Origin of the sequence: Paraburkholderia podalyriae, from assembly GCF_014397785.1 — a bacterium.
Taxonomy (GTDB): domain Bacteria; phylum Pseudomonadota; class Gammaproteobacteria; order Burkholderiales; family Burkholderiaceae; genus Paraburkholderia; species Paraburkholderia podalyriae.
Genome location: NZ_VZQQ01000019.1, coordinates 38,893 through 59,617 on the forward strand (window position 1 = coordinate 38,893; position 20,725 = coordinate 59,617).

General features: G+C 64.4%; 19 protein-coding genes. 7 read left to right on the top strand and 12 right to left on the bottom strand.

Annotation, left to right across the window (positions count from 1 at the left end):
- Positions 1-5 precede the first annotated feature (5 nt).
- Entirely contained in the window at positions 6-740 is a 735-nt protein-coding gene (locus tag F6X42_RS22370; protein ID WP_187636287.1) for a response regulator transcription factor, read from the bottom strand.
- A 113-nt stretch (positions 741-853) separates the two neighbouring features.
- Between F6X42_RS22370 and F6X42_RS22375 the strand changes: the two genes are divergently transcribed.
- The 6 genes from F6X42_RS22375 to F6X42_RS22400 all read left to right on the top strand — a co-directional run bounded on the left by F6X42_RS22375 (position 854) and on the right by F6X42_RS22400 (position 9,341).
- On the top strand, positions 854-1,921 hold the full coding sequence (locus F6X42_RS22375; RefSeq protein WP_187636288.1) for an ABC transporter substrate-binding protein: 1,068 nt from the start codon (positions 854-856) through the stop codon (positions 1,919-1,921).
- Positions 1,918-2,853 carry an ABC transporter permease gene (locus tag F6X42_RS22380; RefSeq protein ID WP_246530177.1) on the top strand — a complete coding sequence of 312 codons (936 nt, stop codon included), beginning with the start codon at positions 1,918-1,920 and terminating at the stop codon, positions 2,851-2,853. Before F6X42_RS22375 ends, F6X42_RS22380 begins: the two co-directional genes overlap by 4 nt.
- Before the next feature lie 2 nt (positions 2,854-2,855).
- Complete coding sequence (locus F6X42_RS22385) at positions 2,856-3,665, top strand: ABC transporter permease (RefSeq protein ID WP_187636290.1); 810 nt, start codon at positions 2,856-2,858, stop codon at positions 3,663-3,665.
- A gap of 35 nt (positions 3,666-3,700) precedes the next feature.
- On the top strand, positions 3,701-4,777 hold the full coding sequence (locus tag F6X42_RS22390) for an ABC transporter ATP-binding protein (protein ID WP_187636291.1): 1,077 nt from the start codon (positions 3,701-3,703) through the stop codon (positions 4,775-4,777).
- A gap of 21 nt (positions 4,778-4,798) precedes the next feature.
- A complete protein-coding gene (locus F6X42_RS22395) occupies positions 4,799-8,176 on the top strand; it encodes a molybdopterin-dependent oxidoreductase (protein ID WP_187636292.1) in 3,378 nt (1,125 codons plus the stop codon).
- A 490-nt stretch (positions 8,177-8,666) separates the two neighbouring features.
- The gene (locus tag F6X42_RS22400) at positions 8,667-9,341 is read left to right on the top strand and encodes a hypothetical protein (protein ID WP_187636293.1); all 675 of its coding nucleotides are present in this window, start codon (positions 8,667-8,669) and stop codon (positions 9,339-9,341) included.
- Between the two features lie 340 nt (positions 9,342-9,681).
- On the opposite strand, the gene F6X42_RS22405 is transcribed toward F6X42_RS22400, so the two are convergent.
- From F6X42_RS22405 to F6X42_RS22415, 3 genes are read right to left on the bottom strand one after another with little or no spacing between them, the layout of a single operon-like run.
- The gene (locus F6X42_RS22405) at positions 9,682-11,019 is read right to left on the bottom strand and encodes a TraB/TrbI/VirB10 family type IV secretion system protein (protein WP_187636294.1); all 1,338 of its coding nucleotides are present in this window, start codon (positions 11,017-11,019) and stop codon (positions 9,682-9,684) included.
- 2 nt (positions 11,020-11,021) lie between these two features.
- The gene (locus tag F6X42_RS22410) at positions 11,022-12,002 is read right to left on the bottom strand and encodes a TrbG/VirB9 family P-type conjugative transfer protein (RefSeq protein ID WP_246530178.1); all 981 of its coding nucleotides are present in this window, start codon (positions 12,000-12,002) and stop codon (positions 11,022-11,024) included.
- A 41-nt stretch (positions 12,003-12,043) separates the two neighbouring features.
- Positions 12,044-12,790 carry a VirB8/TrbF family protein gene (locus F6X42_RS22415; RefSeq protein WP_187636296.1) on the bottom strand — a complete coding sequence of 249 codons (747 nt, stop codon included), beginning with the start codon at positions 12,788-12,790 and terminating at the stop codon, positions 12,044-12,046.
- Between the two features lie 75 nt (positions 12,791-12,865).
- Between F6X42_RS22415 and F6X42_RS22420 the strand changes: the two genes are divergently transcribed.
- Positions 12,866-13,129, top strand: coding sequence for a hypothetical protein (locus F6X42_RS22420; protein ID WP_187636297.1), 264 nt, complete (start codon positions 12,866-12,868; stop codon positions 13,127-13,129).
- Positions 13,130-13,131: 2 nt separating this feature from the next.
- Here F6X42_RS22420 and F6X42_RS22425 read toward each other — a convergent pair whose 3' ends face one another.
- From F6X42_RS22425 to F6X42_RS22460, 8 genes are all read right to left on the bottom strand, one after another.
- Positions 13,132-14,160, bottom strand: coding sequence for a type IV secretion system protein (locus tag F6X42_RS22425; protein ID WP_187636298.1), 1,029 nt, complete (start codon positions 14,158-14,160; stop codon positions 13,132-13,134).
- A gap of 29 nt (positions 14,161-14,189) precedes the next feature.
- Entirely contained in the window at positions 14,190-14,486 is a 297-nt protein-coding gene (locus F6X42_RS22430) for a hypothetical protein (protein WP_187636299.1), read from the bottom strand.
- 10 nt (positions 14,487-14,496) lie between these two features.
- Positions 14,497-15,300 carry a conjugal transfer protein TrbJ gene (locus F6X42_RS22435; RefSeq protein ID WP_246530179.1) on the bottom strand — a complete coding sequence of 268 codons (804 nt, stop codon included), beginning with the start codon at positions 15,298-15,300 and terminating at the stop codon, positions 14,497-14,499.
- Entirely contained in the window at positions 15,293-17,971 is a 2,679-nt protein-coding gene (locus tag F6X42_RS22440) for a VirB4 family type IV secretion system protein (protein WP_187636300.1), read from the bottom strand. Before F6X42_RS22440 ends, F6X42_RS22435 begins: the two co-directional genes overlap by 8 nt.
- A complete protein-coding gene (locus F6X42_RS22445) occupies positions 17,965-18,243 on the bottom strand; it encodes a VirB3 family type IV secretion system protein (protein WP_026226266.1) in 279 nt (92 codons plus the stop codon). Before F6X42_RS22445 ends, F6X42_RS22440 begins: the two co-directional genes overlap by 7 nt.
- Before the next feature lie 107 nt (positions 18,244-18,350).
- A complete protein-coding gene (locus F6X42_RS22450; protein ID WP_187636301.1) occupies positions 18,351-18,773 on the bottom strand; it encodes a hypothetical protein in 423 nt (140 codons plus the stop codon).
- A complete protein-coding gene (locus F6X42_RS22455) occupies positions 18,766-19,815 on the bottom strand; it encodes a TadA family conjugal transfer-associated ATPase (RefSeq protein WP_187636302.1) in 1,050 nt (349 codons plus the stop codon). Before F6X42_RS22455 ends, F6X42_RS22450 begins: the two co-directional genes overlap by 8 nt.
- Positions 19,812-20,342 (bottom strand): lytic transglycosylase domain-containing protein, encoded by a 531-nt coding sequence (locus tag F6X42_RS22460; protein ID WP_187636303.1) that lies wholly within the window; start codon positions 20,340-20,342, stop codon positions 19,812-19,814. The genes F6X42_RS22455 and F6X42_RS22460 overlap by 4 nt, the downstream gene beginning before the upstream one ends.
- Positions 20,343-20,725: the final 383 nt, after the last annotated feature.

The following is a 20,725-nucleotide window of genomic DNA, read 5'->3' on the forward strand; positions in this document are numbered from 1 at the left end:
CGCTTTCAGCCCCCACGATTCGACGCAGAGATCTCAACCACCGTACTGTCGTCCACCGGCAGCCGATACCCCGTGCCGCGCACGGTCACCAAGCGGGCTTCGCTGCCGCGTCCGTCGCTCGCCAGCTTTTTCCGCAGACGGCTCACAAGGATATCGATCGCACGATCCGACTCCGGATCCGACACGCCGGTCACCGCATCGATCAGCTGCGCCCGCGAGAACACCCGTCCGCCGCCGCGCAGCAGAACGGCGAGCAGGTCGAACTCGGTTCGCGTCAATCCGGCAGACTTGCCCGTGCGCGTCGAATGAATCGTGTGCGCATGCAGATGAATGCGCCATGACCCCAGGACATACTCGCGCGGTGGCTCCGGCGCGCGCACGTGCCGGGCGATCACATTGAGCGCGCGATACCGCAATTCGCGCGGATCGAACGGTTTGGTCAGCACATCCTGCGCGCCCAGCTCGAACGCCGCGAGGCGGGCGTCGATGCTGTTGCGCGCCGTCACCACCATCACAGGGATATCGAGCCTGCCGCGCAGCTTGCGCAGCAGACTTAAGCCGTCCTCATCCGGCAAGCCAAGGTCGAGCAACACCAGCGCATAGGCGCGTGTGCGCAAACGACGCATCATCTCGCGCCCGTTCGACACGACTTCCGACTTGAAGCCTTCGGATTCGAGATAACCCGCGGTGATCGTGGCGATCGTCGTGTCGTCCTCGACGATCAGAATGGGTGGTGGCATCGGTGTCTCGCCTGGAAACAACCTGGAAAATATACAGCAACAAAATAGAAATATGTCATGGAGATACTTGGAGTCATCCGAACTGCTGACCTAACCTATCACGGGCTATCGACATGACAACGAAGACGGATAACAGCTGGTCTCGCCGGCATTTCCTGCAAACGATGGCTGCGGGGACGACTGTCCTCGGGGGTTCGGCCTTCAGCAGTATTGCCCGCGCGCAGGATGCAGGCGAGCTGGTCGTGAGCAACTGGGGCGGCGACTGGAGCAACAACTGCATGAAGGCGCTGGAAACACCGGTGCTCGAAGCGAGCGGCGTGCGCATCCGGCGCGATCTTGCATCGGCCCCGGTGCGCAAGGCGAAACTGCTGGCCGAGCGCGCCCTGCCGCGCGGCACCATCGACGTGGCACATTTCACCGACGCCGACGCCTACGAGCTGCAGATCCAGGGCGCGCTCGAACCGCTCGACTACTCTAAGATCCCGAATGCGGCGCACTTGCTGCCAGGCATGCGCAATCCGTACTTTGTGCCGTGGATGTACAGCGGCGTCGAGCTGATCTACAACCCGGACAAGATCAAGACCCCGCCGACCTCGTTCGCGGATCTGTTGAACCCGGCCTACGCCGGCAAGGTCGGCCTGATCGACCAGATCTACTTCAACTATCTGTACGCCTATGCGCTTCTCGCCGGCGGCTCTATGCAGAACGTGACGCCGGGGCTCGCGAAACTGCTCGACTTGAAGAAGGCCGTGCAGCCGCGCGTCTACCCGTCGCACGAACAGATTGCGGCAGCGATGTCGTCGGGCGACGTGTGGATCTCGGCCAACTACAAGGCACGTGCGGCACAGTGGACCGCCGCCAGACTGCCGATTCGCGGCGCCTACCCGTCCGAGGGCGGCATCGCAATCCAGTTCGGCGTGGTCATCCCGAAGCGGGCGCGCAACAAGGAGCTGGCCTACCGCTACCTGAACGAAATGCTTGCGCCGGCCGCCGCGCGTTCGATCTCGACGCTGACCTACTACGCGCCATCGGTCGACAACGCGGCGCTGCCGACCGACCTGCTGCGAGAAATCGCTTTCACCGACGCGCAACGCAAGCAATTGCACTACGTCGACTATGCCTACGCGGCGAAGAACCAGGCGCAATGGCTCGAATGGTGGAACAAGGAGATCAAGGTTTGAACGCGCCCGCGCTCGAGGCCCCGGCTTCGACGGCGCCCGCGATCGAAGTCCTGGCACATCACGGACTGTTACGGCCGACGGGCAAGCTGACGGCGGCGCTGCTGGCGCCGGCGCTGCTCACCATCGTGCTACTGCTCGGCATCCCGTTGCTCCTGCTGATGCGCTACAGCCTGAACCGCTTCGTGCCGGGCGAATTCATGGTGCAGGCGGTCACGCTCGAGAACTACCACAAGTTCCTGGGCGATCCGTTCTATCGCGGCATCCTTGGCCGCACCGTGTACGTCGGCGTCGTCAGTACGCTGGCGGCCGTGGTGTTGGGCTTCCTGCCGGCGTATCACATTGCCCGCACTCAATCGCGCCGGGCAAAGAGCGTGCTGATCATCGCCGTCATCCTGCCGCTGCTGATGGGCAACGCCGTTCGCGTGGCTGGCTGGCTTGTGCTGCTCGGCGACCGGGGGCTTGTGAACGCGGCCTTGCAGGCCGTCGGCATGACGACGGCGCCCGTCGAGCTGCTCTACACCGAGAACGCTGTGCTGATCGGTACGATCTCGGTGCTGCTGCCCTATATGATCATCACGCTGCACAGCACTATCGAAAGCATCAGTCCCGCGCTCGAAGAGGCGGCGCTCGGACTCGGCGCCGGTCATTGGCGCATGTTCCTGCGCGTGCTGCTGCCGCTGTCGATGCCGGGCATCGTGGTCGGCGGCGTGCTGTGCTTCATTCTCGCGATGAACGCGTACGCAACGCCGATCCTGATCGGCGGCTCGACTTTCCACATGATGGCGCCCGAGGTCTACACTCAGATCAGCCAGGCGAACAACTGGCCCTTCGGCGCAGCGCTGGCCTTCGTGCTGATGTTCACGACGCTGGTGCTCACGCTCGTGTCGACGTGGTTTCTCTCCCGACGCGGCTCCGCCGTGCATGGAGCCTGATCATGCGCGCCGTTTCCTTGCGTACGTGCGCATATCACGTCTGTCTCTGGAGCACGCTCGGCTTCGTGGTGCTGCCTCTGGTGATCGTTGTATGGGTGAGTTTCTTCGCCAACAAGATCGTGGGCTTTCCGGCGACCGGCTACACGCTGCACTGGTATGGCCACGCGTGGGCGCAGGACCCGTTTCGCGAGGGCTTCGTGACCAGTGTGCAGGTGGGGCTGTGCGCAACTGTCATCGCACTCCTGATCGGCGTGCCCGCGGCGCTCGCGCTCGCCCGTGCCACCTTCCCGGGCAAGGGCGTCATCAACACGATGCTGCTTTCGCCGATGCTGGTGCCGGGCATCGTGGCCGGCTGCGCGGTCTATGTCTATTACATCCAGATCGAGATCTTTACCGAGTGGCAAGTGGCGGCCACGCTGCCCGGCCTGATCGCTGCGCACACGCTGCTGGCGGTGCCCTGGGTGGTGCGACTCGTCACGGCGTCGCTGCAATCGGTGGGCAGTGGCGTCGAAGAGGCCGCGCTCAATCTCGGCGCCACGCCGTGGACCACGTTCCGCCGCGTGACGCTGCCGCTCGCCCGCCCCGGGCTGGTGGCAGGTGGATTATTCAGCTTCATCGTGTCGTTTACCGATGTCGAAAAATCGCTGTTCCTCGTCGGTCCGGGCCGCACGACGCTGCCGATCGGCATCATCAACTATCTGGAATGGAACCTCGATCCGACCATCACGGCGGTCGCCACGGTGCAGATCGTGATCATCGGCATCGCGCTCGTCGTTTCAAATCGATATGTCAAGCTCAGCCACGTCTTCTGACGCAGGTTTCCCCAGGCAATTCGGATCCATCGAACATGGCATACATCGAGTTTTCCGGCGTCGAGAAGCGCTACGGTAATTTCCAGGCGGTGTCGCGCTTCGACCTCACGGTCGAGAAGGGCGAGATGATCGCGTTGCTTGGGCCCAGCGGCTGCGGCAAGACGACCACGCTGCGCATGCTGGCCGGCTTCGTGCCGGTGAGCGCGGGCACGATGCGTGTCGACGGGCGCGACATTACGCGCGAGCCACCGTATCGCCGCAATATGGGCATGGTCTTCCAGGGCTACGCGCTGTTTCCTCATATGACCGTCGCGCGCAACATCGCCTTTGGTCTCGAGATGCGCGGCGTGCCCGCAAGCGAGATCACCGCGCGCGTCATCGAGGCGCTCGATCGCGTGCGTCTGCACGACTTTGCCGAGCGGCTCCCGCGTCAACTCTCCGGCGGCCAACAGCAACGCGTGGCTCTCGCACGGGCGATGGCGATCAACCCCGACGTACTGCTGCTCGACGAACCGCTGTCCGCACTCGACGCGCGCCTGCGCCACGAAGTGCGGGCCGAGATCCGCCAGTTGCAACGCGCAACAGGTCTCACCACGCTGATCGTCACGCACGATCAGGACGAAGCGCTCAGTATGGCCGATCGCCTTGTCGTGATGAGCAAGGGCTGCATTGAGCAGATCGGCTCGCCGGCGGATCTGTACGAGCGTCCGTGCAATCGGTTCGTCGCCGACTTCATGGGCCGCTCGAATTTCCTCGGCGGCAAGCTCGATGGCGACGGCCGCTTCCTGACCGATCACGGCGTCGCACTGAATTTCGACGGTGCCATACCGAACGATGCGAGCACGCTGAGCTTCCGCCCGGAGCGCACGCGTCTGGTGGCACCCGATGCGCTCGGCGCATCGGCCACGGACGGCAGCACCAATACCCTCGCGGGCACCATCGTGTCGTTCGCGTATCTGGGACCGGTCATCGAATGCCAGGTGCAGGTCGACGATGGCCCAACCGTGATGGCACTGCTGACGAACACCGTTGACCCGGCCAGGCTCGGCATGCACGAAGGCAGCCGGATCGGCGTGCAGTGGTCGCGTCGCGACACCACCCTGTTGGCGTGAGCGCCGCGATGCTGATCCTCCATGACTGAGTTCCCGGGTTATTGCACGTTGTGTCGCTCGCGATGCGGATCGGTGAACCATGTCGAAGACGGCAAGCTGATCAAGGTCACGCCGCTCGCGCAGCATCCGACCGGTGGCGCCCTGTGCGCGAAGGGACGCGCTGCGCCGGAGCTGCTCGCGAGCCCAAAACGGCTGACTACACCGATGCGTCGCACGGCGCCGCGTGACGCGGCCGATCCCGGCTGGATCAAAATCTCGTGGGACGAGGCGCTCGAGGAAATCACGCGGCAACTGCTCTCGATTCGCGCAAGCGATGGTGCCGAGGCGGTCGCCTTCGCCGTCACGACACCGAGTGGCACCCCGATGGTGGACAGCTTCGAATGGGTCGAGCGACTGGTGCGCTGTTTCGGCAGTCCCAACATGATCTACGCGATCGAGGTCTGCGGCTGGCACAAGGACTACGCGCAAAAGCTGACGTTCGGACGCGGTATCGGCGTGCCCGACTGGGACCACACCGACGTCATTGTGCTGTGGGGCCACAATCCCGCCCGCACGTGGCTGGCACAAGCGTCGCGTGTGGCACAGGCGAAACAGCGTGGCGCGCGCGTGATCGTCATCGACCCGAAGCAGGATGGCAGCGGCCAGCAGGCCGACCTTTGGCTGCGCATTCGTCCCGGTGCGGACGGCGCACTCGCGATCGGTGCGATCCGACACCTGATCGAAACGCACCGCTACGATGCCGATTTCGTTCGGCGCTGGACGAATGCGCCGTGCCTGGTGGATATCGATACGCGACGTCTGCTGCATGCGAATGAGCTATGGCCGGAGGCTGTCGACGGTGCGCTGGTCGTCATCGACAGTGACGGACTACCGCATCCCTACGACACCCGTCGCGCGATGGAGGATGCGCACGCAGTGGACCTGCACGCACGTTCGGCGTTGTGTGATCGTCGAGGAGAACAGCGTCGATTCGCCACGGTCTTCTCGCTGCTTGCCGACGCTGTCGCCATCCATACGACAGAGCACGTCGCGGCACTGACATGGATCGACGCGTCATCGATCGAGCAGTTCAACGCCCTGTTCGAAGGTGGGCCAAGGCTCAGCTATCACTCGTGGACCGGCGTCGGCCAACATACCAACGCGAGCGCTACCGAGCGGGCCATCGGCACGCTCTATGCGTTGACCGGTGCGTGCGATGCGCAGGGAGGCAACGTTTGGACGGTGCCGCCGTCAACGCGCAGGGTCAACGACTACGACCTGCTGGCGCCCGAGCAACAGGCCAAGGCACTGGGCCTGGAGGATTTGCCGCTCGGCCCGCCGTCGCTGGGATGGATCACCGCGCGCGACTTTGCCGGTGCCGTGCTGCGGCGCACGCCGTATGCTGTGCGTGCGCTGGTGAGCTTCGGCAGCAATCTGCTGGTCTCGCAGGCCGATTCGGCGCGCAACCGGCAGGCGTTGCAAGCGCTTGACTTCCATGTGCACATCGACCCGTTCATGAACCCGACGGCGCAGAGTGCCGACATCGTGTTGCCGTCGACATTACCTTGGGAGCACGAAGCACTGAAGATCGGCTTCGAGATATCGCAGGCGGCCGTCGAGCACGTGCAGTTGCGTCCGCGGATGCTCACGCCGCTCGCATCGGCGCGCACCGACTACGAGATCGCCCTCGATCTCGCAGTGCGCATGGGCATGGGCGACCGATTCTTCGGTGGCGATATCGTCGCAGGCTGGAATTATCAGCTCGAGCCGCTCGGCGTCACCGTCGACACCTTGCGTGCGGCACCGACGGGCATGCGTTTTCCGCAAGCATTCGGCTATCGCAAATATGCCGCACCGGCAGCAGACGGTAGCGATGAAGTCAAAGGCTTCGATACGCCCAGCCGCCGCGTCGAGCTGTATTCAGAGTCGCTGCTCGACTGCGGTCAATCGCCACTGGCGACCTTCGTCGAACCAGCACAAAGCCCGTTGCGCGACGACGCGGACGCGCGCTATCCGTTGGTTCTTACGACGGCGAAGACCGGCTGGTATGTGCACAGTTCGCATCGTCATATCGCGTCACTGCGCAAGAAGGCCATCGACCCGATGGTGCAGATCGGCGCTGGCCTTGCCGCAGCGAGAGGCATTGCGGCAGGCGACTGGACTCAGTTGTCGACGCCGTATGGCCACGTAGTGATGCGCGCGAAGATCGACGACAAACTCGACGACCGCACGGCAATCGCCGACTTCGGCTGGTGGCAAGGCGCGACCGCGTTCGGTCGCGAAGACACGCCGCTCGTCGGCGCGAGGTCGGCGAACATCAACGGCATCTTGAGCGATTGCGACCGAGACCCTGTGAGCGGTTCGGTGCCGCTGCGTGCGACGCTATGCAACGTGCAACGACACGCAACAATGAACCGTGGCCGATGGACAGACTGGCGCACGTTCCGCATCGTCGCGCATGAGGCGATGGCCAGGAACATCGCGCGTTTTGAATTCGCGCCGGTGGATGGCGGCGAGCTGCCCGACTTCCAGCCCGGACAACATCTCACGATCCACGACGCAGGGCTTGGCATTACGCGCGCGTATTCGCTGGTGAGCGGCGGCAAAGCACCTCGTACGCTGTCGATTGCCGTGAAACGCGATGGCCGGATGTCGAGCCATCTGCATGGCCTCGCGCCCGGGGCGCTCGTCGAGCTCGGACCGCCCGGTGGCACGTTTGCAATGCCGACGCGCGGCGACCGGCCGCTGATCCTGCTGGGCAGCGGCATTGGCATCACACCGTTCATCAGTTATCTGGAAGCCATCGATGCCGAAGGGGGCGATGCGTATCCCGGCACCACGCTACACTACGTGTGCCGCGACAGCGGCGGTCATGCCTTCGCGGCGCGCATTCGTGAGATCGCATCGAAGCTGCCGCGTGTGCGCGTGGTGACGTATTATCGTGCACCGCGGTCGACCGACACGCTCGGTGTCGACTACGATCGCACCGGCGATCTGGCCTTCGACCTGATCGACGACGACACGCTCGCGCGTCGACCGTTGGCGTATCTGTGCGGATCGGGAGGCTTTCTCGAGACGGCGACCCGGGGTTTGGTCTGGCGAGGCATGCCGGCATTCGATGTCTTCGCCGAGATGTTCAAGTCGGAGGTAACGGTGCCGACGAATCTCGTGCCGCAGCGGGTGACGGTGAGCGGCACGGGCAAAACCTTTGCGTGGCGGCCGGACCTCGGTACCATTCTCGAGGCAGCCGATGCTGCCTCAGTCCCGATGCCGAGCGGTTGCCGTGTCGGTCAGTGCGAAAGTTGCCTGGTGCGTGTGGTCAGGGGCACGGTGTTGCACCTGCAGCCCTACGACGGCCCTGCCGACGGCTGCCTGACGTGTCAGGCGGTGCCGCTCGACGAGGTCGAACTGGCGCCCTGAGCGATCGTATGCGTGAAATACGCTGGCGGCGCAAGTCGCTCTCGGGCGAATCAGCGGTTCGCGCGATGTCGAGCGGCACATAACCTCGTTTTGCAATTTGCCCGTGATCTGCTGTAGGGCGCCAGAGAAAGCGCGACGTTGCACGCTGAAAATCAAGGACTTACGTGACAGTCGCGCCACGGGCGCCCGGGCGGGTGCGTCAAAGTGCGTGCGAATGGCCTACTTTCGCGCCAAAGTTGTAGCATTTTGCCTGACGCGATTGGCCGTAGACGACCGAGCCCGTGTGAAAACGCACGCCGAATACGGCTTGCGCGAAAATCGACCCTTCAGATCGCGCTGTATTGGCTTCGCAGCAACTCGGGAAGGGTAAAGCGACACCCGAAAACCGAGTACTTTTACGTTTTCACACGACCTCGGCCCATTGCTGCCGTTCGGACAAAATCTGTGAAGGTCTCAAGTTCAACCCAATCCAGACCATCGAGAGTCACGCATGCCCCAACCCGCTATTGCATCTCGCCCACGTCTGAGCGCCGCCGCCATGGCCATTTCCGGGCTCTTGTTCGTTCTGTATCCGGCTATCCGCCCCTTCTCCGACGAGACCTCCCTGCAAGGGGCTACCGCTTTCGCGACCGGTCAGTGGCTGGTGGCGCACATGCTGGCTATGGTGGCTTTTACTTTGCTTCCACTGGGGCTGCTCGGCCTGCACAGTTCCCTACAACGGACGGCGGTCGAACGCGGCGGGTATTGGGCAGTCGTGCTGAGCCTGATCGGGACGGGACTTACCTTGCCGTTCTATGGTGGGGAGGCCTACGGTCTTCACGCCATCGGGCAGCAGGCCCTGATCCAACGGAGCGCCGCAGTACTTCGTCTCGCCGCCGATGTCCGCTCCGGCCCGGGCGTCGCCATGTTCATTGTCGGGCTGTTGTTGCTTGCCATAGCGGCGATCATCGTCGCCATTACGATCTGGCGTTCGGTCACTTACCCGAGATGGAGCGGCGTCCCCTTGGCCGTTGGCCTCGCGCTCTACATCCCGCAGTTCCTTGGAACGCAGCCGCTCCGCCTCGCCCACGGGCTGCTTGTCGGTATCGGATGCTGGTGGATTGCAGCAGGCATATGGAACCGGGGCGCGAGGCAATGCTCCCAGGCTACGCAAGTCAACCCCTAAAGTTGATCGCTATGCACCGCGTGAACGTCCCAATCAGACCCGTAACCAGTCAACCGCCTGCCAGAGCCAACCGACCGAAACTTGGCCGCGTGCTGCCCGAAGCGCTTCCGCCCATGTCGCTCGGCAAGAACCGCTGGCGGAGCCTTAGCGGGACGATTCCTTGTGCGCCACAGCAGCTCGTTTGAGTTCGCCCCCCTCGCGGCCAATGTTTCTTCGCGGATGAACTAGCGCAACGGCGGGGCACGCCCGAATTTGCTGGGTGCAGGATTCAGACTTCAAAGTTAAGCGAATCTCGACACGAGGATCAGCAAAGCTGCAGAAAGCGCGGTGATTGAATGTTTCATCGATTGCAACTCCCGTCAGTGACGTTGGGCGGCAACATCATGTCCCGCTGTGTGATGAACGTGATGCGTTGACCGGGCTCCAGCTTCAGGGTCGGCTGGATGTTCATGTTGCGCTGGAGAATGGTCTGGGTCGTTTGCGACAGGGACTGTGCTGCCGCTTCCGACAGATCGGTCGACGCGCCTCCGTTGATGTTGATCGTGGTGCCGCTCTGTTGACCTTGGTTGTGGCCGATCCAGGCGGCGACGCCGGCGATCAGGAAGGTCGACCCGAAGATCCTGAAGAAGTGGTTATTGACCTCGGCGGTGACGCCCGCCTCGCCGTCCGGGTCATTGCCCGTGAGCCCGTCGAGACGCATGGTCGCGTGCCGGAAGATCATCCGGGTGGCAGCCATGAGCATCAGGTCCTGGCTGATTGCCACGTCGTTGTTCGTCCGCCCAAGAATCCGGGTTCCCTTCGGGATCAGCTTGCAGCTCCCGTCGATGCTGTCATAGATGTCGCGGTCGACCATCGCGCGGAAGGTACCGGGCATGTCGCTTTTCGCGCCCTGCAGGATCACCGTGGGAATCGGTGTGCCGCCCATCACCATGTACGGCGAATCGATGGGGACCGGAACCAGCGGCTTCGCATCGTCAGTCGCGTCGCCCTGCTGTCTGACCCAGTCGCCGTTGCGCCGGTCGGTGGCGCTCGATACATTGGCGGGTGAGGGACCTGACGCGGTCGTCTGCGAGGAACCACCACCCGGTGACGGGCTGCCTGGCGCTGCCTGCAAGTCGGAGAGGTGCGCCAGGCTGCCCGCGATGCGGTCGGGCGACAGCCCATTCCCCGCGGACGGGTTGCCGTTGCCCGCACTCGTGTCCTCGTAAGCGACGAGCGACTGGCTCTGCATGGCGTCGATCTGCCGTTGGAGCGCGAGTCGATCGGCGTCGCGATCGGCGGCGCCTGGGCCAGACGTCCGGTAGTTTCGGGGCAGCGGGCCGGCATCGTCTCCGGGCACGCCCTTGGGGATGCCGTCGAGCGGTGTGCCGCCGAGCGGAGCGCTGGCTGCCGACGCGGCATCGCCCGCGCGTGCCAGCGCCAGGTTCCGCTGGTCTTCGAGGCGCTTGCGGATCGCATCCGGTGAGGCCTTCGGTTGCCGCGCATCCGCCGCGATCCGCTCGCGCTCGCGCCGCTCGGCCGCGGTCTCGTGCGGATGGGACAGCGCGTGCACCAGGACGATCGCGAGCAGTGCGGAGCACAGCGCGATGAGCAGCGTTTTCGCGAGATTCCGGCGGATGCGTGTGAGCCTGGCTGGCTCAGGTGTGAGCGGGGTGCCGCTTTTTTCCGGGGCGGCCATGTTCACGGTTTCCCGTAGATGTTCTTCATGCGGGCCGAGTCACAGCCGAACAGTCCGCAGCCTTTGCCCCGACCGTTAAAGACCCGCACTTCCTCTTTGCCGCGTTTGAGCAGCAGGCCGTATGGGGCGATCTGCTGCACCTCGAACAGGTCGTTGCGGAGCGGCACGAAGCTGGCGATCTCAGCATGGCCCTTGTCGTCCATCAGCAGGATCGCGGGCAGTTCGGCGTGGTGGGGAAACTGCAGATACGTGAACCTTCCGTCGTCAAAAACGGTCACTGGCGTGAACGATGCATCTCCCTCCAGGCGATAGTCGAAGTTCGCCTGGTCGAGTGCGATGCGCGGGCCGCCTGAGCGCGCATCGCCAGGCGACCCCGCCTGCGCGCTTCCGTTCGCCTGTTCGCCCGTGCGTTGCGCAGGAGCGTTGCCCGGGTACTCGATGCCGAAGGGCGAGACCTGTCCCGCTGTCATTTGCGCATCGGTATCGAGGTAGTACCACGAGACGCGGTGATAGACCGTCCCATTGTCCGATGAGCGCAGGTCCAGTTCGTAACGCCGGCGCGACGTGATGATCGTCGCGGCATTGTCGAGCCCGGGCAGGCGTGCCTCGATGAACACGTCGCGCTTGGTGAGCGCCGTATGCTCGAGCCAGCGCTTGCCCGTATCGGACAGGTAGACGCCGGTGACTTCCTCGTCGGGGCCGAACACCAGGTGCGTTTCCTCGTTGGTGCGCACAAGTACGGGATAGAGGTAGTCCGGGTCATAGTCGTACACGACGAGCGACGAATCGTCGGGCGCCGGATATGGACCGTTGACGTGCGCGCGGGACGCGGGCGCGTGTCGGGCGCGGGGCTGCGGCGTCGGCGTGCGAACGGCATTCTCCGTGGGCTGCGCCGGGACTGTCGTCACCATACTTGCGGGCAGCGGCGCGGACGGCGCAGGCGATGATGCTGCGCCCTGGGCCCGGGCCGTCGCGGCGCACATCGCAAGGAGCACCGTGACGCACGCAGTCGAAAGAAGAAGCTTCATTGCGTGGCTCCGGGATTGACACCCAGATAGGGTGTAAGGCTGAAGTGGGTGATACGAAGCCCGATCGGGTTGTCCTTCTCTTCGCCAGATTTCAGCGTTTCAGGCGCGAGAAGGAAACTGACCGTGAGCAGCATCTGTTTCGGCCGGGACGGCTTGCCGTTCACGCTCTCGATCAACGTGAAGATCAGGTAGGCGACCTGTCCATCGGGTGAGAACGAGGTGGAGTTCTCGATGAATTCGCGGGTGAGGCCGGGCGTCTGCACGACGCGCTGCGCGACCGGATCGGTCGCGGTAATGTACGTTTCCAGCTCTTGCGTGGCGGAGCCCGAGGTCCAGCCGAATGCAGCCGGGATCTGGCGCGTGAGCGTATCCTGGCTGTCCGCTTCGATCGTGAAGACGCGCGACGCCCATTTCACGAGGAAATAGCGCTTGTTCGCCGCGGTGACCGAGTAGGTTTCGGCGTATCGGTCAGAGACCCATACGGCGCCACTCTTCTCGTCGTGTTCGACAAAATACGGACGCGGGCCGCTGTGCACACTCTGCACGATCAGTGCAGCGCATTCACCGGCAGCAATCAGCGCGAACACGGCGGCCACCTTGATTGCGAGCCGTTTTTCCCAGAGGGGTCGCTGGAAGGCGGCGAACCAGGCCGCGACCGTCTCGCCCGTATTGGGCGGCGACGGAAGGTCAACGGCGGGTGCCTGGGTGCGGGAAGACACGCGAAAGTGCAAGCGTTTGCGCATGACTCAACCCTTTCGGCAAACGCATGCCCACGGTGCTACACTGGGCTCCAGTTCACCTGCTGCAAGGGTGCAGCCATGGCCAAGCTCAAGATCATTCTGCTGTATTTCGTACTGCCGATCCTGCTGTTCGCGGCATTCGTCCTGTATCAGGTCGGTGCGCAGCATTTCGGCGTGGCGATGATGCTGGCCGGAGCGGTCGCATTCATCGCCTGGTCGTGGATCAGGACCACACCGAAAGAGCGTGCGGAGGCGCAGCGCATCGATCAAGAGGTGCGGTACCAGCAGGATCAGGAATGGGCGTCGTACTACGCGTCGCACCAGCAAGATAATCATCACTGACCTCATTTGAAGATCCCCGGTGTGATCTGGCGACCGATCGCGCCCTTCCCAAAGCCCTTTACTGCTCCTCCGCCGCCCCCGGTAACAAGCGCTCTGGCAATCTCGGGCACCTGCCACATCATGAAAGCCCCCACTCCACAGACGAGCGCGAGCGCCAGCATCGCGAGGTAGTTCGTTGCGTAGTACGCGTCGCTGTTGGTGCCGCTCTGCGTCGCAGTCTGCTGCACGAGACTCTGGATGCCCGGCAACACGCCGCTATAGACGATCGCCATCATCAGCCACGCGACGACCTTGAAGAGCCCTGCGGAAATCGTGAAGCGCAGCCAGCCATCGAAGAGGAATTCGCCGGCGGGCAGGACGTACCAGGGGATGAGTACGGGCCCGAGGCAGAAGGCGATGTCGAGCAGAAACGAGCCGAATTGCACGACGACCACGAAGATCATCGTCATCAGCGTGATCGCAATGACCGCGAGCGCTTTGGCAAGGAACGCGAGCAGGACGAGCGGCAGGTTCTTGATGAGCGTCCAGATCGAGCTCAGGCCCGCCGAATTCGCCCCGGCATCGCTCGCGGTCCCGCATTCCTGATGCTCCGTGTTCGGTATCACCACGCCATCGGGCGTCACGTCCGGCACCTGCTGGCAGACCTGGGCCGCTTCGGTCCGCACGCCCTGCATGATGGTCGAGGCGGCGTTGACCAGCGCTCGCAGCAGGTCACCGGGGTTGCCTTCGCCACCGGACACGCGCGAGGCCATGGTCTGCATGTTGTCGACGAAGTAGCTATGCACCGTGCCGGACCAGGCCGTGAGCATCACGAGGATGACGGCGCACTTGATCAGGTGGCGGAAGAGGTTCGCGAAGAAGCCGGGGAAGTCCCCTTCGAGCAGCCACAGGAACACGTGCCATGTCGCCATGACGAGGCCCAGCGCGGCGAGCAGGTCGATGCCGTCGGACAGGAAGAGCGTCTGCAGGCTCGTGCCCTTCGCCTGCATCGCGGCGAAGAGGGTGTTGAGCACGGAGATGACGTCGTTCATGACCTGGTCCAGTTGAAAATGGGATGCCGCTACCGCAGACCGCCGGCAAGGCGCAGCAGCCCGAGCAGCAGGGCGAGCGGCAGGGCGAGCGGCAGTGCGATCCAGGCTGCCGCAAAAACCTGCGGGTTTTCCGCGTGCACGACCAGCAGCCCGACGAGCAGCGACAGCCGGACGCTGCGGGTAATGCGCCGGTCGAACGTCCAGCCAGGATCGCGCTGATCGAACGGAATAACGCTGCGAAGCTGGTATTCGCGGATGGCGTGCAGCACCACACGTAGCTCGGCGGGGGTCCTACACAGGTGGCGGATCAGCCAGCGCAAGAGCACGGTCCACTCCCTACTGGTCCTGCAGCAGGTCGAAGTCGGGCGCGCCCGTTGTCGTCTGCTGTTCCTGCTGGTTGACCTGGCCGAGCGCCGCGGCGCGCGCGGCGGCGAGTTTGGCCGCGTTACCCTGAGCCTGCGACTGCCCGATGTGGTCCTGCATCTGCTGCGCGACCTGCCGCTGCATGAGCGCATGCAGGTCGACCATCTCGCCAGCGAGCACGTTCGACTGCTGGTTCAGCATCTGCAGCCCCTGCACGGCGCCCGTGACGTTCGGAATCTGCGACTGAATCTGCTGCAGGTTCTGCGCGCGGTCAGCGAGCGTGTCGAGGTTCTGCATGTCCTGCGTCAGTTGCTGCTGGTAGATGCCGCCGCGCGTCGACGCCAGCGACGTGTAAGCCGACAGCCACTGGGCAGGCGACATGCCCGTCGCATTCATCTCGGTGAGGCTGCGGCCGAACAGGCTGTTCGTGGCGCTCGCCGCCTGCTCGAGCTGCGTGATGGTCGTGGAGAGCGACTGGAAGTTCGTGATCTGCGTGCGGTAGGGGGCGAGGGTCTGGTCGATCAGCGACGCCGGAACCTGCTTCAGGTTCTGGGCCATCGTGACGTACTGCTGCAGGCGGGTGATCTGCGCCTGAACGTTCTGCTCCACCATCTGCGCCTGCTGGGCGACCGACGAAACGAGCTCGGCGTGGTTCAACAACTGCGTGATTTCTGTTGCGCCGCCCGTCATCCCGCCGCCGGCACGTACAGTGCCCGAGTGAAGGACCAGGGCGAGGGCAGCGGCCATGCCGGCTCGACGAAGTACGGGCTCACGCATGACCGGCCTCCGGCTCGGCCGATGCCGCCGTGTCCATGCCGGGCTGTGCCATGGCCTCCTCGATGTACCGTGCCTCCCAGTCCGGATGACCGGAATGCAGGTGCCGGTCGAACATCAGCTGCGCGCTCAACTCCGACCGGAGGATGGCGATTGATGCCGGATCGAGCGGCACCGAAATTCGGCGCGATGCACCGCCCTGTTCGGTAATGAAGTAGTCGCGCTTCGCGATGAGCTGCTGGATCGTGCGGATCTGTCCGTCGGAAAGACCGAAATCGCGCTGATAGGCGGTTTTCGCGGACGGCGTGAAATTCTCGACCGGCACGAATACGCGTACGAGCACGTTGTCCCGGATCTGCGGCCAGATCTTCGAGGTCGAGACCTGCTCGGGCGACTGCGCATCCATCCAGACGCAGCCGAGCTTCTTGCGCATCGTGACGATCCAGTTGCCGATCTGCGCTGCGAACGCGTCGTCGTCGAGCAGGTTCCAGATCTCGGGCAGCATTACGAGCGTCGGGCCGATAACGCCCCTGGCACGCCGCCGTTCCATCGAATCCTGGATGCGGTACGTCACATACGACAGGAACGGCCGCGCGATCACAGGGTTCGCGAGAATCCGGTCGGTCGCCATCGACACCCATCGCGTGTCGTCGAAACTGTCGTTAAGGTTGTCGAAGTAATGCGCGTGTACGGCGGAGCCCACCCACAGGGCCAGCTCGTCGGCAAGCGGCCCCGCAGGTAGTGACGCGTGGACCGTACGCAGCCGCCACAGGCGCCGGTCGCGCCGGCTGCGCGTCGCGGCGAGCGCCTTCTCCAGTTCGCGGTGGTCGCCCGCGGTCACGCGGTAGGTGCCACGCTGCTGCGCCAGCATCACGATCCATTCGGCGAGGAACTCGATGTGGCGCGGGTCCGCGAGCAACACGAGCGGGTTCATTTGCGCCTGCTCGTCCGCCGAAGCGCCGGCTGCGCCATGATCGAACTGCAGGTAGCGGCCGCCCTGCAGGATGGTCGGGATTCGCATCGACAGGTCCTTGTCGAATCCGTACAGCCAGGCGTTCGGGTACTTGCGAAAGAGCGTCGCGCACAGCAGCATGAAGATCGTCTTGCCGAATCCGGTGCGGCCACAGACCAGCATGTGCCCGACATCGGCGAGGAAGGCGGTGAACCAGTAGGGCGTGCCGAACTCGGTCGGAAACGCGGCGAGCGCCGGGCAGCGCGTGCCGGTTTCCTTCGTCAGGTGCGCGTTGATCGGGTGCCCTTCGGAGACGCCGCGCAGCGGCAGCAGGCGGGCAAGCGCCGCGGTATCGATGAACGACCAGCGCGCGCATTCGCGCCACATGCCGGGGATGCTCGTCGCGAAGGCCGAGAACGCGTGAAGCGTTTCGCGCACGGGCGCGAAGTGCGCGGCTCGCAGCGCTTCCTCGACGGCGCGGTGGGTCATGACCACCTGCGCCCACGCGGCTTCGACGGCCGTGCCGTCATCGAACGGTGCCGTCTCGAAAACGGGCGAGAAGGAAAGCGCGGACAGGTTGTAGTACCCGTACATCTCCTCGGCCATCTCGACCTTGCCCACGCGCCGGTTCGCGTCGTCTGCGGCGGCGGAGCGAGACTGGTTCTGTCGCGCGCCGGACGTGTCGCCGCCGCGCAGCGTAGCGGCGAGCAGTGAACGCGTATCGAGCCGGCGGCCCTCATGATAGCGGCGCACGCTGTCGATGAAACGCATCGCGGCGTTGGGCGTGGTGAGACGGAAGCAGTGGCTGACCGTGAGTTCCCCGGGCACCTTCAGCAGGCCGTCCAGGCTCGTGGGCAACACCGTGTCTGGCCAGAAGTCACGGCGGGCAGGAATCCCCGCCGCGATAGCGAAGCGCTGGCGGCCATGCGAATAGAAGTGCAGGTAGTCGTGACCTGGGCGGACCTCCGTATCGCACATCGCGAGGTCGAGTGCAGGGATGTCCGGTATGGGCACGGCCGATACCTGATCGCTCGGCGGGGAGCAGCACGCGTGCATGAACTCACCGAGTGCCGGACCACTCAGGCGCCGGCAGGCCAGGCGCGGGTTGCCCGCGACGAAGCCGAACAGGATGTTCTCGAAGGTCTCGACGACGGCGGCCAGCTCTGACGCCGTATACGCGAACAGGTACTGGTCGGAGAACGTGCCGCGCACGGCCTGTATCAGCGACTCTGCGATCGACAGCCCGTCATGTGTCATGCCATGCGTGATCTTGCCGGCGAACCGGTCGATGCCGACGTCCGGGGCCAGCGTGAACGTCACGAAATGACGGTTCGTGTAGTTGGCGCCGCGCTCGAACGTTTCGCGCCGGGCATCATCGACCCGTTGCGCCACCGGATCTGGCATCGGTACGGTGAGATAGCGCGCGCTGCGACGGCGGTGAATCGTCCACCACATCGTGACGGGCCGACGGGCGATGTCACGCAGTGACGTGATCAGGTTCTCCATCAGTTCGAGGACATTGCCGGTCGACAACGCATCGGCATCCGGTCCGGAGAACTCATAGGTTGCCATCACCGACGAGTCCTTGTTGACGATGAGCATGTCGCTGAAGCGAAAGAGCCACGGCACCATCTCGGCGGTGGAACGGCGATCGCCATCGGTGCGCTGCGCGACCTGTGCGAGCGACTCGGCGTCAAACGGCGAGCGGGTGGGCTTCAGCACGGCATCCCCCGGGCGAAGCCTTTCGGGCGGGCATTGATCTTCTGGCGCAGCAGCTGACGCGGCTCGTAGTAGTCGCCCTGTCGGCTGTATTTCGCATAGCAGCGGATCTGGTCGGGATCGCGCCGCACGGCGAGCCACAATACGGGATGCGTGACCAGCACCGCGAGCAGTACCCAGCCGTTGCGCAGGCCTGCGGCGAACGTGATGACGATGGCACCCTGCGCGATGCACCATTTGCGGTCGATGCCGAGCAGCAGGAACTGTTCGAGCATGGTCTTTCGAACGCGCGCGGCGAGTGGATCAAGTGGATCCAGCGGATCGACAGAGCCGACGGATGCGTCACGTGCGTCGGGGCGATGCGTATCCATGCCGGACCTCGTCAGATGGTGCCCGTGCAGGCGGCGCCGTGGTTGAACACCTGGGCCCACAGCAGCGGCATGTTCAGGATCGCGAGCGTGCCGAGCACGCCGCGCAGCACATGCGTCTTGATGTTGCTGCGACCATCGTCGAGCAGCCACAGCACGATCGAGCCGACGAGCGCCGAGAGCGACACGACCTCGAGCAGCTCGTTATCGAGAACGTCCTGGTACACGGTGCACAGCCCGCCGTTCCAGATGCCCGCGTGCGCGATGGTCGGAATTGAAGCGAGCCAGAAGGCCGTGAAGAACAGGCGCAGTGCGCTGTGATGACGGGTGACAACGGTTCGCCACGCGTCGCGCAGATCCACACAACGGTTGCGAAGCGCGGTGATGAAGAGACGGGCGGCACGGAGCCACCGGCCCCGTTGACGTGATTCATGCATGGGCCAGATCCTCGTGGGAGGCGAAGCGGGAGAAAAGGCAACGGGTCTGATAGCGGCCGTCCCCTGCACAGAGCACCTCGCGAATTTCGACCGGGCCGCGCACCGCGCCCTGGCGTTCTGCATGCACGAAGAACCGGAACGTGGAGGCGATCTTCTGGCGTAGGTCGTCAATCGACAGGAGCCGCCCTTCGTCGCTCATGCGGATGAGCGACTCCAGCCGCGCGGGGGCGGTGTCGGAAGAGTCGGCATGGAACGAGACGATCGAGCCGGGGTGCCCGGTGTTGAGTGCTTCCATCAGGTCGAAGGCTTCGGCGCCACGGACCTCGCCGACGATGATGCGGTCAGGGCGCACGCGCAGCGAAAAGCGCACAAGGTCGCGGATGGTGATGCCGAGATTGGTCTCGAACGCGACGTGATTGGGCGCGTGCACCTGCAGTTCGGCTGTGTCCTCGATCGTGATGACGCGGTCTTCCTGAGGCATCGCATCGATCATCGCGTTGAGCATCGTGGTCTTGCCAGATGAGGTGCCACCGGAGAACGCGACGTTGATCCGCTCGCGCATGACCCATTCAAAGAACTCGCGCAGCGCGGCGCCGCCCGATGCGAGACGGCTCAGTAGCGCGGTCTTGCGGCGGCGCGCGGCGGGCGACTTCGTATCTGGCAGCACGTCGAATGCCCCGCTGCGCTCGTAATCGGCGAGTCCAATGCGGCGGCGCGTGTGCTTGCGGATCGACATCATGTCGCCATGGACGGCCACAGGATGCCGGGCGGCGGCAATGCGCAGACCCGGCAGTCGGGCATCGAGCAGCGGCGTCTGCTCCTTGGCATTAACGTTGGCGAGAATCGTGATGGCGCGATCCAGTGCGTCCGGATCCAGGTCGCAGCTGGGGACGTACGTTACTGTCCCATTGCGTTCGACAAAGATCGCATCGGCGCGGTTGATCATGATCTCCTGCACGTCCGGATCGGCGAGCATCAGTTGAATCGGGCCGAGGTAGTCGTTCAGTACCTCGATCGCGTATTCGTACGTGAGCCGGCTCATCGTCCAGCTCCCCATGTCGCGTGCCACGTGATCGGCCGGAACAGCTTCTCGATCAGCCCCGGGTCCTGCACCGCGAGCGGAGTGGCCGGCGCGGACGGCAGGGGCGGGGCCGTGTTGAGTGCGCGATAGACGCGGCGCGCGTAGGCAATGCGCTTCACGTGTGTGCCGGCGTTATAGGCGCCCACGGCATCCCACGTCAGGCCGAGATGGCGGAGGTTCTGCGACAGGACCCACGCGCCGACGTAGGCGTTGGTGCAGCGGTCATGGAGGTCCGCACGCGAGATCCTGAAGTGCGAGAGCGTAGCGAGCCACCGGCTGTTGATCTGCATGAGGCCGATGTCGGTCGTGCCGTCTGCGTTCAGGTGGACGACATTCGCGCGCTGTCCGGATTCGATGGTGGCAATCGCGCGCACGAGCCGTGCGTTCACGTGATGAAACCGCGCGGCGTCGTCGATGCAGTCGGCCCGGGCAGTAGCGGCCGAGCCGCAGAGCACAGCACTAGCAAGAACGATCCCTACACGCTTCACCTTGACCTCGTCTGTTCGTGGCCGTGATCCGGTGACCACGACCTGGCCGCGCCAGCCATCAGAGAAAAAGGACCTGCCGGGGCGCGGGGAGCACCCCGGCAGGCCAACAGCGCGCGTCGGCCCAGGGGGAAGGACCGACGGGTTCACTGTAGGCAGCGAAGACGCGCGACTGAGCCGGATGCCTGCCCGTATTCGCAGTTGGGCGAGCAGGTTTCTCGGGGGCCGCATATCGGCCTGTTTCGCGTGGGGCCACCCGTCCAGCGCAATGCAAAGGCGTCTGCAGAAGGCTGCAAAGGCAAGGGAAACAAAGGACGGATCAAAGGGAAGGGCCCAATCCAAAGGCCGCGGGTGAAGCTGGATGAATCGCCTCACCCGCTCAAACG

Excerpts from the sequence above, each read along its gene's own strand:
- F6X42_RS22370 (WP_187636287.1), bottom strand. The coding sequence starts at position 740 with ATGCCACCACCCATTCTGATCGTCGAGGACGACACGACGATCGCCACG.
- F6X42_RS22375 (WP_187636288.1), top strand. The coding sequence starts at position 854 with ATGACAACGAAGACGGATAACAGCTGGTCTCGCCGGCATTTCCTGCAA.
- F6X42_RS22385 (WP_187636290.1), top strand. The coding sequence starts at position 2,856 with ATGCGCGCCGTTTCCTTGCGTACGTGCGCATATCACGTCTGTCTCTGG.
- F6X42_RS22390 (WP_187636291.1), top strand. The coding sequence starts at position 3,701 with ATGGCATACATCGAGTTTTCCGGCGTCGAGAAGCGCTACGGTAATTTC.
- F6X42_RS22395 (WP_187636292.1), top strand. The coding sequence starts at position 4,799 with ATGACTGAGTTCCCGGGTTATTGCACGTTGTGTCGCTCGCGATGCGGA.
- F6X42_RS22400 (WP_187636293.1), top strand. The coding sequence starts at position 8,667 with ATGCCCCAACCCGCTATTGCATCTCGCCCACGTCTGAGCGCCGCCGCC.
- F6X42_RS22405 (WP_187636294.1), bottom strand. The coding sequence starts at position 11,019 with ATGGCCGCCCCGGAAAAAAGCGGCACCCCGCTCACACCTGAGCCAGCC.
- F6X42_RS22410 (WP_246530178.1), bottom strand. The coding sequence starts at position 12,002 with ATGTGCGCCGCGACGGCCCGGGCCCAGGGCGCAGCATCATCGCCTGCG.
- F6X42_RS22415 (WP_187636296.1), bottom strand. The coding sequence starts at position 12,790 with ATGCGCAAACGCTTGCACTTTCGCGTGTCTTCCCGCACCCAGGCACCC.
- F6X42_RS22420 (WP_187636297.1), top strand. The coding sequence starts at position 12,866 with ATGGCCAAGCTCAAGATCATTCTGCTGTATTTCGTACTGCCGATCCTG.
- F6X42_RS22425 (WP_187636298.1), bottom strand. The coding sequence starts at position 14,160 with ATGAACGACGTCATCTCCGTGCTCAACACCCTCTTCGCCGCGATGCAG.
- F6X42_RS22435 (WP_246530179.1), bottom strand. The coding sequence starts at position 15,300 with ATGCGTGAGCCCGTACTTCGTCGAGCCGGCATGGCCGCTGCCCTCGCC.
- F6X42_RS22445 (WP_026226266.1), bottom strand. The coding sequence starts at position 18,243 with ATGCTCGAACAGTTCCTGCTGCTCGGCATCGACCGCAAATGGTGCATC.
- F6X42_RS22450 (WP_187636301.1), bottom strand. The coding sequence starts at position 18,773 with ATGCATGAATCACGTCAACGGGGCCGGTGGCTCCGTGCCGCCCGTCTC.
- F6X42_RS22455 (WP_187636302.1), bottom strand. The coding sequence starts at position 19,815 with ATGAGCCGGCTCACGTACGAATACGCGATCGAGGTACTGAACGACTAC.